Consider the following 13,141-nt stretch of genomic DNA (forward strand, 5'->3'; position numbering starts at 1 on the left):
TTTGATTATGTGGTTAATAGAACAATTTTACAAATGGAAAATTAACAGACTATGTCGCCAAATGTACAGTACTGGTAAGAATATCTATCTTACAGTTCCTTTTAGTGTGTCGGCACCTGAACTTATTTCCATAGGCGATTATAGCAAAATATTGGGTGGCTTTACTTTTATTGGAACAAAAGGGAAACTTAGGATTGGTAATTATACAGAGATATCAACTGACTTTACAGTGGTTACTGACAATCATACTCCAACAGTTGGTATTCCTTATACATTCACGGGAAGTCTGCATATCAATGATAAGAGTCAAGATATAGAAGTTTCTGATGATTGTTGGATAGGCACGAGAGTTACTCTCCTACCAGGTTCAAATATAGGAAGAGGCTCTGTTATTGGTGCATGTTCCTTGGTAAACAAACCTTTTCCACCTTATGCTGTCATAGCAGGAATACCAGCAAAGATTATAGGCGTGAAGTTTGACAAGGCACAGATACTAGTGCATGAGCAAGCTGTTTATCCACCTTCAAAACGTTTGTCCATGTCAGATTTGGATAATTTATTTAACACATATTATCATGGAATGAAAGTACTTGGCACTGCTTCCATTTCAGATGTCGATAAAAGAAAATATGAATCTAAATTACAAGAAATAGGTATGTCTCCTAAAAAATTTATAGATGAATAAGGTAAAACGTAATTATAGTATTGACATTGCACGCGGAATAGCAATTTTATTCGTGGTTTCATGGCATTGTAGAGTTGGTAATTTTGGTGTAACCATGTGGGTTATGCCTTTATTCTTCTTTATCATGGGTGTGTTTTATCATACTCCTATCTCCTTGAAATTACAAATCAGAAAAAAAACGAATCAGCTTCTAATCCCCTTTGTAATATGGAGCATCCCATACTTTATCTATTACCTGTTTACAAAGCCCTTCCTTGCTTTTGTTAAAATGTGGCTTAATCCCTACGAGATTATGAATGGCCCATCGTGGTTTCTGTTGTGCATGTTCGAGTGTTATATCATCTATTATGGTATTAAGAAAATTGAAGTGGAGTATAGGGGATTATTGATAGTGTTCTTATCTATCATAGGCTTTTATTTAGGAACTTATCAATTGTTTGGACATCATTTGAAACTTCCTCTTTTTATCAATACAACTCTAACTGTAATTCCTTTTATCTATCTTGGCGATTTGTTAAGGGATAGAATACTGCCAGAACAGAAAACAGGAAGAGAAATAAAATTATCTGTACTTCTATTGTTTCTTTTCGTGATGTCGTTATACAATATTGGTATGATTCCTATAGATATGTATTGGAATGATTATAAGCAAAATTATCCTACTTTCCTATTTAATAGTTTAGTAGGTATCTTGCTGATTATAGGTATTAGTAAATTTATTCCTACAAGCTTAGCTGTTGTCGGCAGGCTCTCAATGCTCATTCTTGTTATTCATATTTATTTTTATGAACTTTTGAAGATGTTTTTTAGTCATCCTATTGGTCTTTTTGTTGCAGTGAGTGCTTTATCAATTTTTACCGCATGGATGATAGATAAGTATATTCCTTATTTATCTGGGAAATATCAATATTTAAAAATTTGAAGTCAATTTAATGGTGACCATACTAAATATTCGTTTAAAAGCAATCACGCAACAGCAGTTATTAGCTGATTTGAAAGAAGGCGTTCTTTTTACACCAAATATTGATCACCTCGTAAAATTGCAGCATGACAAAGCTTTTTGGGAAGCTTATCAACAGGCCGATTGGGTGGTTTGCGACTCAAAAGTTCTCTATTTAGCATTAAAACTGGCTGGAAAAGCAATCCCTGAGGCAATCCCTGGGAGCAGCTTCTTTACGGCATTCTATAAATATCATAAAGATAATCTTAATTGTAAGATATTCTTGTTAGGTGCAAAAGAGGGAGTTGCTACGAAGGCTATGCAACGTATCAATGAGAAAGTCGGTAGAGAGATCATTGTAGGAGCACTCTCTCCATCCTTTGGCTTTGAACAAAATGCAGAAGAATGCGCACAAATTTGCAATACCATCCAACGTAGCAAAGCTAATGTTGTATTGGTTGGTGTTGGTGCACCAAAACAAGAAAAATGGATTGTCCGTTATAAAGATTGCATGCCAAATGTTAGAATTTGGATGGCTTTGGGTGCGACAATTGATTTCGAAGCAGGACAAATTAAACGCGCTCCACACATCTTTCAACAATTAGCTTTAGAATGGCTGTATCGCATTTACTGCGAACCAAAACGTATGGTTAAACGATATTTCAGCGATTTGTCCTTTTTCATTCTCTACTTTAAAGCCCTCTTAGGACTTTATAAAAATCCCTTTCAGAACTAAGCGTGTAAGATAAAAGATTCTATCACACAAATCATTCAAAACGTTCACATATAAATGCGCTTCAAATTGGAGAAACATATATAGGAAGTAAGCTTATAAAAAGACAAAACTTAATATTAGAAAAAAATAAAAAACTCACAATAATAAACATATGGATAAGAAAAAAGTTGCGTTAATTACTGGCATCACAGGACAAGATGGCTCCTACTTAGCAGAGCTTTTACTTGAGAAAGGCTATGAGGTCAATGGTGTCATTCGCCGTTCATCCGTGGACTATCGGGAACGAATAGCACACTTAGAGGGGAGAGATAACTTTCATTTACACTATGGCGACTTAGGAGATTCTATGAGTATCCTCGGTTTAATAGGAAAAATTCGCCCAACGGAAATCTATAATCTTGCCGCTCAAAGTCATGTACAAGTGAGCTTCGATGTTCCCGAATGTACAGCGGATATCGATGCAATAGGTGTGCTTCGCATACTCGAAGCTGTACGCCAATTAGGACTAACAGAGACTTGTCGCATTTATCAAGCAAGCACATCGGAGCTTTATGGAAAAGTAGAAGAAGTACCACAAAATGAAAATACGCCATTCCATCCTTATAGTCCATACGCCGTAGCAAAGCAATATGGCTTTTGGATTGTCAAAGAATATCGTGAAGCTTACAATATGTTTTGCTGCTCAGGAATCCTTTTTAATCATGAAAGCGAGCGCCGCGGTGAGACCTTTGTAACGCGTAAGATTACACTTGCTGCAGCACGTATCAAACAAGGATTGCAAGAAAAGCTATCTTTAGGCAATCTTAGTTCACTCCGAGACTGGGGGTATGCAAAAGATTACGTAGAATGTATGTGGCTCATTCTACAGCAAAAAAAACCTGAAGACTTTGTGATTGCAACTGGGGTACAACATAGTGTGCGCGAGTTCTGTTATCATGCTTTCAAACGTGTAGGTATCACATTGGAATTTACAGGTGTGGGGATGGACGAAAAAGGTATTGATAAGGAAACGGGAAAAGAACTCATTGTCGTTAGCCCAGACTTCTATCGCCCTACCGACGTTGTAAATTTATGGGGTGACCCAATGAAAGCAAGAAAAGAATTAGGATGGAATCCCAATAAAACAAGTTTCGAAGAGCTTGTAAATATAATGGTAGATAGTGACATAGCAAAGGTAGCTTCCGAAAGCGCAGCAGAGCATGTTCGTTTAAATTTGGTTGAATATTTAGAGAAAGGAATTGTAAAATGACACTCAACAAAGACAGTAAAATATACATTGCGGGGCACAAAGGGCTTGTAGGTTCGGCCATTTGGCGCAATTAGTTAATGCTAATTTCTTTATTAGTCTATAGTTGAGTTTTGCAGAGAATATTGTCGAGGTGAGTAATATCATGTAGACTTTAGGTTATTGGTATTTTAGTTACTATTATTTTGCGTTACCACCCATTCTTTGGTGACGCAAAATTGTGTATAAAGTGAGGCGCATAACTCAAAGGCTATTTAGAAAATGAGTTATACGCCTATATTGTATAAGTCTGAAATCAATGCAGAGAATTAGTATTCTTCGTCATCACTCATTTCAGATGCTTCTAAATCGAGTGATTCTGGATCTTCATCGTATGTTGTGCGATAGCTTTCTTCCGTCAGTTTATCTTCATCGAAAGCATCATCTTCGTCTTCAGGATCATTATAATGGTCGTCAACAACTACATCCTCTTCCTCATCTTCAGGTGACACGGGAGATTCTTCGGGCAATTGTTCTGTAGATTCATATTTCATCTTTGCATGATATAATTCTGGTCTTTCCTTAGCAAAGATAGCCTCAACCCACGTTCCTTTCTCAATTTCGAGAACCTCATATCCATCGTTAATTTTCTTTTCATACATGCCACCTGGCTTGTGAAGACGATCTTTAGGGAGGGTCGTTGTGCTGATGTCAAAGCCACGTTCGATGATGTCTTGAATACTTTGAGGAAGGCTATCCCAACCTCCTCCGAAGTTACGTTCTATTACTTCGAGTAGCTTTGACGCTGAAATGTGGTGAATGTTTTCATAAGTGAGGTCAGTGACACGTAGGATAGGGCGCTTCTTGATAGCCCATTTCACTTTCGTGTTGTCGTCAATCTTAACAAAGCCAACCTTGAAGCCACGTTCCTCATATTTAGCAATGACTTCCGGTCTATCAACTTTTACTTCTTCGATTTCAAAAGCACTGCGGATGATATCAACATAATGACGTGCATTGTCTTTGAGGTCTGCTTCTTTTTCAGCAGTTTCCCACATTCTAAAAACGTCATTCTCCTGAATATCCCAAACATTACTTTTGTTTAGGGTCTTTAGTGTTAGAACTTTTTGTTGTCTCATATATACCTTGTTTCTTTGTTGCAAAAGTATATACTTTGCATCATATTCACAAACTTTTAGCGTATATTTTTTTGCCATATCATGTGAAATAATTATTTTTGCAACAACTATGAGTGAACCTTTAGCAGAAAGAATGCGCCCACATTCGCTCGATGAATATGTTGGTCAGCAGCATTTAGTTGGACGAGGTGCCGTTTTGCGCCAAATGATTGATGCAGGACGCATTTCTTCTTTTATATTATGGGGACCGCCAGGAGTTGGGAAAACTACTTTAGCTCAGATTATTGCACATAAGTTGGAGACACCTTTCTATACGCTTAGTGCTGTGACAAGCGGCGTAAAAGACGTTCGTGATGTTATCGAAAAAGCAAAGAATAATCGGTTTTTCAATTCAGCTTCACCAATTCTCTTCATTGATGAGATTCATCGTTTCAGCAAGTCTCAACAAGATTCTTTGTTGGGAGCCGTTGAGCGTGGTGTTGTAACATTGATTGGGGCAACAACAGAAAATCCATCTTTTGAAGTGATTCGCCCTTTGCTTTCACGTTGTCAACTTTATGTTTTAAAGCCTCTTGACAAAGAAGACTTATTGCAGTTGGTCAAGAGGGCTATTACAACCGACGTTGAATTGAAGAAAAAGCACATCTCACTCCAAGAGAGTGGGGCACTGCTTCGTTTTAGTGGTGGTGATGCACGGAAGTTATTAAACATCCTCGATCTTGTTATTGAAGCTACTGGTGATGAGGTTGTGATTACAGACGAACTTGTTGAAAGCATATTGCAATCAAATCCTTTGGCCTATGATAAGGATGGAGAAATGCACTATGATATTATCTCGGCTTTCATCAAGAGCATCCGAGGGAGTGATCCTGATGCAGCTTTGTATTGGTTGGCTCGAATGATTGAGGGCGGAGAAGATCCGCAGTTCATAGCGCGACGATTGGTAATCAGTGCATCTGAAGATATTGGCTTAGCCAATCCCAATGCGTTGTTGATGGCAAATGCAGCCTTCGATGCCGTGATGAAGATTGGTTGGCCCGAAGGAAGAATCCCTTTGGCTGAGGCTACGGTCTATTTGGCTACGAGTCAGAAAAGCAATTCTGCCTATCTTGCCATTGATAATGCGTTGGCAAAGGTACGCGAAACAGGGAATCTTCCAGTTCCACTTCCTTTGCGAAATGCCCCAACCAAGCTGATGGCTGAACTCGGTTATCATGACGGTTATAAGTATCCCCACGACTATCCCGGGCATTTTACGGAACAACAATATCTGCCTGATGAGCTGAAAGAGACTCGCTTTTGGCATGGACAACATAGTGCTGCTGAAGAAAAGCTGAATAAGCAAATGGAAAACTGCTGGGGAGACAGGTTTAAAGATTAAGAACAAAATTATTAAAGACATGAAGATAGTTGAATTAGATGGTTACGCTGCAAATCCTGGCGATTTATCTTGGGAAACAATACAGGCTCTTGGTGAGTTCCAGCTCTATGATCGCACAGCACCGAAAGACATTGTCAATCGGGCTAAAGATGCTGAGATTATACTTGTAAATAAGGTAAATATCACGAAAGAGATTATAGAGCAGCTGCCGAAACTAAAATATATTGGTGTATTGGCCACCGGATATAATGTTGTTGACATTGATGCAGCCAAAGCGCATGGCATTGTTGTAACAAATATCCCCGCCTATAGTACAGATAGTGTTGCGCAGATGACTTTTGCACATATCCTGAATCTAACCAATCGTGTGGAGCACTATGCGCAACTCAATCGTGAGGGAAAATGGAGTCGTAATCCTGATTTCTGTTACTGGGATACTCCTTTACGCGAAATAAGTGGTAAAACTCTGGGCATCGTAGGCTTAGGAAACATTGGATGTAAAGTTGCTAAGATTGCACGCGATTTCGGCATGGATGTCTTTGCTCTCACCAGCAAAAATTCGGCTGATTTACCCGAAGGAATCCAGAAAACCACGCTCGAAGGTCTGTTTGCTGTGAGCGATATCCTCTCTTTGCACTGTCCTTTGACAGTCGACACCTTTGAGATGATAAACAAAGCAACGCTGAACAAGATGAAAAAAGGTGCTTTGTTGATAAACACTGGGCGTGGACAACTCATTAATGATGCTGATGTCGCTGAGGCTTTGGAGAATGGACAATTAGGCGGATATGGTGCCGATGTGATGTGTGCAGAACCACCTTCTGAAGATAATCCTCTCTTTGCGCAACCCAACGCGTTTATCACACCACACATTGCTTGGGCTACGAAGGAGGCGCGTTCAAGATTGTTAGCTATTTGTGCCGACAATATCAAAGCTTTCATTGAAGGTCATCCACAAAACGTTGTCAATCCTTAAACTCCACCTATGATTGCCCCTAATCCACAAGTAGCACACACAGTGCTTCTCATCATCGAGTTTATTGGTACGTTTGCTTTTGCCATCTCGGGAATTCGTATGGCGGCAGCGAAGCATTTTGACTGGTTCGGTGGCTTTGTGTGTGGCTTTGCGGTCGCTATCGGCGGTGGAACCATTCGTGACGTGATGTTGGGAGTAACTCCCTTTTGGATGACTTCGAGCATCTATTTCACCTGCACAATCATCGCCTTGCTCGTAGGAATCCTTTTTTCCAAAAAACTCAGTCGCATGGAGAATGCCTGGCTCATCACCGACACTTTGGGGCTTGCAATGTTTACCATCGCCGGATTACAGAAGACACTGCAATATGACCATCCGTTTTGGGTTGCTATCGTTATGGGATGCATCACTGGAGTTGCGGGCGGAGTCATTCGAGATGTGCTCTTAAATCAAGAACCCATCATTTTTCAGAAAGATATTTATGCCATGGCAAGTGTTGCCGGAGGGCTAATCTATTGGTTGTTGGCAGCCCTCGGTATAAACATTGGTATAACCTCTATAGTAACGTTTTTTGTGATTTGCCTTGTCAGATACGTGGCTGTAAGATATCACATTTCCCTGCCTTTGCTTAGGGGAGAGAATGATGAGTAGAAATTAAAAGGTCTAATCTTTGTTTTTAAGCACCAACATCTTTTGTTGTATCTGTTATTAGTTGTTCTAAGTATAAAAAACTTAGTATACAAATTAAAGGTGTGGGTTGAAGATGTTATAACATGCTCTTGGTGCAATGATGTGTAGATACACATGTAGTTAAACATTGTAAATGCATGTTATTTCTGTTTTTTTTGCGTAATTTTGTATGCAGATAATTAGAGAGTTAAAAAATAAGTCATATACCAATTGGTATTAATACTATTAAAATGAAAAAAAGTATTCTTTTGTCAGCCGTGTGCATAGCTATGGCAATTATCACCACATCTTGTTCTTCTGACCCTACCGATTATTTGGAAGATGATGCCAATGAGGAAAAGCTGACTCTTACTGTAACGGCTGAATCAGAATTTACGCTAAATATATTGCCTGATGAGCATAATGCTAAAAGTTATAGGAAGTGGGAGAGTGGCGACAAACTGCTGCTCGTAACGACGAATGGTTCAAGGATGAAGGTTTCAACACTTACATTGACGTCTACTAAACGTGATGGTGTTAGTGGCGAGTTTATTGGATTAATCCCTGTAAGTCGAATCGTCAGTGGAAACGTCTATCGCTTCTTCTATATGGGTAAGAACACTATCAGCGATAAGGAATTAGCAGCAGGCAAGATAAATATCGACCTATCCAAGCAGCCAGGGAGTATAAATGGTTTAAAGAATAATTGTGTATGGTCGGGCTTGGGCAAGATTGTCGTTTCGGGTTCTAATGCCAACGTTGAAGGTAGTATCACATTGGAAAATGCATTTGCTGTTGCTCACTTTGCAATGTCAACGGATAATGGAACTCATATCACACGAGTTGGAATGAGAGGCGAGGGCATTTACACCGCTGCAACTGTTGACTTAACGTCGGGAAAGGCCACAGGAACAACAGCAACAAGTGCAGAAGTTGATCCTGAAGAGAATGTGTTCTTCGACGAGGGGGCGACAAACTTCTGTGCTATCCTTGTGCCTGGTAGAACTTCTCTAATTTTCGATGCCTATTATGATGGCTCATATAGCGATGTGGTAACAAAGGTTCCCAAGGCACGTAGCTATCCTGAAGCTGAGTCTTTTGTTTATTACAATGGACATAAAGCTGCTTTCTCTGTCAGTAGTACGCATAAAGTTGCCATTACCAATGGTAACATGCAGTATGTGATGCCTATGACAACCTATAACACACGCATGATGGAAAAAGTAATGAATGCTAATACTCTTATCCAATCGAAAAATGATAAGCCTTTCAAAATCACTGGTAGATATACCATACATCCAGGTTATTATCGTTTAGCTCCTGAACAATGGGAGATGGCTATGCCAAAGAATAAAAGGAGAGAGAATGGCACTTACACCTATGAAACCGTCAAGAAGGATGGCAAGGAGTATATTTCACCAAAGACTTATCGTTATTTTGACCTTCCTTCATGGGGAATGATAGATAATCCGACATTACTTTCAGCAACTGAATACTTTAGGCCTGGTGGTTCTGCAAGTGGCATAGAAACTCAGTATGATTTCGGTAATAAGTTGTACGTAGGTACTGAAAAGACACGCACAATGACCTCTGATGAATGGGGCTATCTATTGCCTAAAACTACAACTACAGTGACCGATCGTATTTGGGTAAGTGGTTCAACCAGAATTCCCAAATGGTCACAATGTTATATTGATGAAAATGGAACTCGAAATCCTGGAGAGCAACGTGGTTATATTATCTTCCCCGACGAGATGACGCTTGACAAAGCCAAAAAGGTGTTCACTTCATCAAATCCTACTTTCGGAGTGGGAGCGAATATGATTAATAATGCAACGACATACGATAAAATAAAGAATAGTGGCGTGGTATTTATTCCATTGTCGGCCTATAGACCGGCTGGAAGCAAAACAATTTCTCAATGGGGAAATCATGGAAACTATTTCACCTCTTCATACAAAGGCTCTGGAATCATACATGTTAGATTAGTACAGGGCAACTATGTCAACCTCGACCCTTCAGCACCTGGTCAGGGGTGTATGAGTCGCTTGGTGCAGAACATTAACTAATATTTTTATCGTTGCTATCCTTCTGATTGAAGCATAACTGTTCATTCAATCTACGGGATAGCTACTGAATAAAAAGAAGAATGGCATTTGGCGATTCTGCCAAATGCCATTCTTGTTTATATGCATCATCCCACACCGATGTGCGCTTTCTCGCTTGTATGAGCTTGGGTGAGTGGGCCAATGCATGCCGAAATCCTGCAAAAAGGCTCTGCCTGCGTTCCCCTCTCCCTTTTGAAAAGATGAAATTAAAAAAGCGCAACACCGATGGCGTTGTCCCCCCACTTAACGTATTAACCCAGGGTAGCCTGCACTATCGTTTGGCAACCCTGGGCTATCAAAAGCAGAACCCCGATGGGGTTCGTCTCTCTCATGAACTTCCTTTGCGCCACTCTTCCTTTTGACAAGAGATGAAATTAAAAAAGCGCAACACTGATGGCGTTGAAAAGGGCATATCAAATGATGATATATCGTTTTCATTGTGAGAATATCAATGATAATGCATTATAATAGACGTATTAACGCAAACCAATAGATTTGTCATTAATACGCAATGTTGTAGATATTATGCCAGCGTTTCCATGAATGAATCCATAATTGCGAATGTTGCAACGACGCAACGCCGTAGGTTTTATGCCAATATTTTAATGAATGAATCCACCATGACGAATGTTCTCACCACGCAACGCCGTAGGTGTTGTTCTTTTGATAGCCCAGGGTTGGCGAGGAACGAGCCTACCCTGGGTAAGCGTTCGCAAGGAGATTCAACGCTGTAAGTGTTGAGCTTTTTCCGAGAAAACATGATTATAGCGAGGGGATTCATGGCGGATTAATCAAAAAAAGCGCAACACCGATGGCGTTGTACCCCACGCAACATATTAACCCAGGGTAGCTCACTATGCTCGCCAACCCTGGGCTATCAAAAGCAGAACCCCTATGGGGTTCGTCTATCCTCATAAAAAACGCTCTTTGCGCCGCTTTCCCTTTTGAAAGAGATGAAATTAAAAAAGCGGAACACCGATGGCGTTGAAAAAGGCATATCAAATGATGATATATCGTTTTCATTGTGAGAATATCAATGATAATGCATTATAATAGACGTATTAACGCAAACCAATAGATTTGTCATTAATACGCAATGTTGTAGATATTATGCCAGCGTTTCCATGAATGAATCCATAATTGCTAATGTTGCAACGACGCAACGCCGTAGGTTTTATGCCAATATTTTAATGAATGAATCCACCATGACGAATGTTCTCACCACGCAACGCCGTAGGTGTTGTTCTTTTGATAGCCCAGGGTTGGCGAGGAACGAGCCTACCCTGGGTAAGCATTCGCAAGGAGATTCAACGCCATAGGTGTTGAGCTTTTTCCGAGAAAACATGGGGATAGTGAGGGGATTCATGGTGGATTAATTTAAAAAGCGCAACACCGATGGCGTTGAAAAGGGCATATCAAATGATGATATATCGTTTTCATTGTGAGAATATCAATGATAATGCATTATAATAGACGTATTAACGCAAACCAATAGATTTGTCATTAATACGCAATGTTGTAGATATTATGTCAGCGTTTCCATGAATGAATCCATAATTGCGAATGTTGCAACGGTGCAACGCCGTAGGTTTTATGCCAATATTTTAATGAATGAATCCACCATGACGAATGTTCTCACCACGCAACGCCGTAGGTGTTGTTCTTTTGATAGCCCAGGGTTGGCGAGGAACGAGCCTACCCTGGGTAAGCATTCGCAAGGAGATTCAACGCCATAAGTGTTGAGCTTTTTTCGAGAAAACATGGGGATAGCGAGGGGATTCATGGTGGATTAATTTAAAAAGCGCAACACCGATGGCGTTGTACCCCACGCAACATATTAATCCAGGGTAGCTTGCTATGCTCGCCAACCCTGGGCTATCAAAAGCAGAAGGCGATGGGGTTCGTCTTCTTCACAAATCCTGCAAACATCCTCTGCTTGCATCTCCCCTCTCCTTGGAGAGGGGTTGGGGGTGAGGCTTTAATGCTTCGGCTTTATTCCAAACTCGTTTTTTTCCTTTGGTTCAGCCTTCTTTTCCACATTTTCCACCAAACTTAGCGAGCCATCTTTGCCCATGACCACCCAAATTGTGGCGGGCTTGCCATCAGCAGTCTTGCGGTCTTTTATGGCAAGTTCATATTGGCGTTTCATGCCTGCACCCTTGCCTTTACCCGTGTAAGTGAGGGAGCCTTCGTCATAACCAGCCTTTTCTGCAAAGGCCGGAATGGCCGCTTTGAGCTTTTCTTCGCGTTCTTTCACAGCCGGCGACGGCTTTTTCTGCGCCATACTCTGTTTATGAGCCGTTTTGAAGTGGTCTACCTCCTGATTGATTTGGTCTACCAAACGCTCAATCGGCGGACGGTCGTCTTCGGTCGCTGCGAGCAGATAGCTGGCCTCAATATAGTGGCACACAGCATTGAAAACGGCATCGGTTTGAGGGCGAACCTCAACCAGAGGGGGCAATTTTGCATCAACAACCTTCACTTGGCGCTCGTTGTAGACGGTTTGAAACTTTTCGTTCACGGTCTTTAACTCTGCCATGACAGGCGCAAGCCCCAAGGCGGTCATCTCTGCTGAAAAACGCTCCAAATCTTTCAACAATCCGCGCACTTCGGCCGTTTCGGCATCAGCTGCTTTGTTTTGAATGCCTGCGTAAACTCCGAGTGCCTTGTCGAGCTTTTGGGCAGCCTCTTTAACGGCTTGCACAGGCGATTTCAGTTGCACACGCACGATGCCAAAGAGGTTGGTCAGCAGCGTGTCGCGCTGTCGGTCGAGTGCTGCCATCTGTTCGGTGTGCACCATGGCCGTGGCCTGCTTGTTTAGCTCCGTTTCTAACTCGATGCAGTCGTTCCAGCTCTTGAGCAGTTCGTCGGTGAGGTGCAACTTCACTTTGTCGCCAGCTTTTACCAATGCATAGACGTTGAACATGAATTGGAGGTGATGAGAATTGGAGTAGCGTACACAATTTGTACCATCTACCAATGCCATTTTGGGAATTTTGACTTTAAATTTTTCCATAAAATTAATTTTTTATTAAGATTAAACTTGAATGACAAATGTCTGTATTATAACATTAATTATGGGGTGCATAGAGTCACTCAGAAGCGTGATTTTTCTCCATTTGGTCTTTCTGAGTCACTCAGAAGCGCATTTTTTTCTCCATTTGGCCTTTCTGAGTCACTCAGAAGCGTGATTTTTCTCCATTTGATCTTTCTGAGTCGCTCAGAAGCGCATTTTTTCTCCATTTGGTCTTTCTGAGTCGCTCAGAAGCGTATTTTTCCTCC

14 protein-coding genes are annotated in these 13,141 nt (G+C 40.9%); 12 read left to right on the forward strand and 2 right to left on the reverse strand.

All coding sequences use genetic code 11. The features are described from left to right. The first annotated feature begins 7 nt into the window (after positions 1 to 7). The 4 genes from HMPREF9145_RS11740 (at position 8) to gmd (ending at position 3,610) form a co-directional block, all read left to right on the forward strand. Positions 8 to 685, forward strand: coding sequence for an acyltransferase (locus tag HMPREF9145_RS11740; protein ID WP_036907685.1), 678 nt, complete (start codon positions 8 to 10; stop codon positions 683 to 685). Beyond that, the gene (locus tag HMPREF9145_RS11745) at positions 678 to 1,607 is read left to right on the forward strand and encodes an acyltransferase family protein (RefSeq protein ID WP_021826597.1); all 930 of its coding nucleotides are present in this window, start codon (positions 678 to 680) and stop codon (positions 1,605 to 1,607) included. Before HMPREF9145_RS11740 ends, HMPREF9145_RS11745 begins: the two co-directional genes overlap by 8 nt. Positions 1,608 to 1,617: 10 nt before the next feature. Then, a complete protein-coding gene (locus HMPREF9145_RS11750; RefSeq protein ID WP_021826606.1) occupies positions 1,618 to 2,361 on the forward strand; it encodes a WecB/TagA/CpsF family glycosyltransferase in 744 nt (247 codons plus the stop codon). 151 nt (positions 2,362 to 2,512) lie between these two features. Further along, a complete protein-coding gene (gmd, locus tag HMPREF9145_RS11755; RefSeq protein ID WP_021826599.1) occupies positions 2,513 to 3,610 on the forward strand; it encodes a GDP-mannose 4,6-dehydratase in 1,098 nt (365 codons plus the stop codon). Between the two features lie 305 nt (positions 3,611 to 3,915). On the opposite strand, the gene HMPREF9145_RS11760 is transcribed toward gmd, so the two are convergent. Continuing rightward, entirely contained in the window at positions 3,916 to 4,725 is an 810-nt protein-coding gene (locus tag HMPREF9145_RS11760) for a hypothetical protein (protein WP_036907696.1), read from the reverse strand. Between the two features lie 109 nt (positions 4,726 to 4,834). Between HMPREF9145_RS11760 and HMPREF9145_RS11765 the strand changes: the two genes are divergently transcribed. The 8 genes from HMPREF9145_RS11765 to HMPREF9145_RS13280 all read left to right on the forward strand — a co-directional run bounded on the left by HMPREF9145_RS11765 (position 4,835) and on the right by HMPREF9145_RS13280 (position 11,595). Then, complete coding sequence (locus HMPREF9145_RS11765) at positions 4,835 to 6,106, forward strand: replication-associated recombination protein A (RefSeq protein ID WP_036907688.1); 1,272 nt, start codon at positions 4,835 to 4,837, stop codon at positions 6,104 to 6,106. 19 nt (positions 6,107 to 6,125) lie between these two features. Beyond that, positions 6,126 to 7,082, forward strand: coding sequence for a D-2-hydroxyacid dehydrogenase (locus tag HMPREF9145_RS11770; RefSeq protein ID WP_021826589.1), 957 nt, complete (start codon positions 6,126 to 6,128; stop codon positions 7,080 to 7,082). 9 nt (positions 7,083 to 7,091) lie between these two features. Next, on the forward strand, positions 7,092 to 7,733 hold the full coding sequence (locus HMPREF9145_RS11775; RefSeq protein ID WP_007133857.1) for a trimeric intracellular cation channel family protein: 642 nt from the start codon (positions 7,092 to 7,094) through the stop codon (positions 7,731 to 7,733). A 269-nt stretch (positions 7,734 to 8,002) separates the two neighbouring features. Then, entirely contained in the window at positions 8,003 to 9,820 is a 1,818-nt protein-coding gene (locus tag HMPREF9145_RS11780; protein ID WP_021826598.1) for a hypothetical protein, read from the forward strand. A gap of 239 nt (positions 9,821 to 10,059) precedes the next feature. Then, positions 10,060 to 10,221 carry a hypothetical protein gene (locus HMPREF9145_RS13590; protein WP_021826612.1) on the forward strand — a complete coding sequence of 54 codons (162 nt, stop codon included), beginning with the start codon at positions 10,060 to 10,062 and terminating at the stop codon, positions 10,219 to 10,221. Between the two features lie 177 nt (positions 10,222 to 10,398). Next, the gene (locus tag HMPREF9145_RS13270; RefSeq protein WP_081697772.1) at positions 10,399 to 10,593 is read left to right on the forward strand and encodes a hypothetical protein; all 195 of its coding nucleotides are present in this window, start codon (positions 10,399 to 10,401) and stop codon (positions 10,591 to 10,593) included. 390 nt (positions 10,594 to 10,983) lie between these two features. After that, a complete protein-coding gene (locus HMPREF9145_RS13275; RefSeq protein WP_081697773.1) occupies positions 10,984 to 11,178 on the forward strand; it encodes a hypothetical protein in 195 nt (64 codons plus the stop codon). Positions 11,179 to 11,400: 222 nt separating this feature from the next. After that, complete coding sequence (locus HMPREF9145_RS13280) at positions 11,401 to 11,595, forward strand: hypothetical protein (RefSeq protein WP_081697774.1); 195 nt, start codon at positions 11,401 to 11,403, stop codon at positions 11,593 to 11,595. Between the two features lie 242 nt (positions 11,596 to 11,837). On the opposite strand, the gene HMPREF9145_RS11790 is transcribed toward HMPREF9145_RS13280, so the two are convergent. Beyond that, positions 11,838 to 12,875, reverse strand: a complete 1,038-nt coding sequence (locus tag HMPREF9145_RS11790; protein ID WP_052026774.1) for a DUF6261 family protein — start codon at positions 12,873 to 12,875, stop codon at positions 11,838 to 11,840. Positions 12,876 to 13,141 lie beyond the last annotated feature (266 nt).

This window comes from Segatella salivae F0493 (genome assembly GCF_000477535.1).
Classification (GTDB): Bacteria; Bacteroidota; Bacteroidia; order Bacteroidales; family Bacteroidaceae; genus Prevotella; species Prevotella salivae.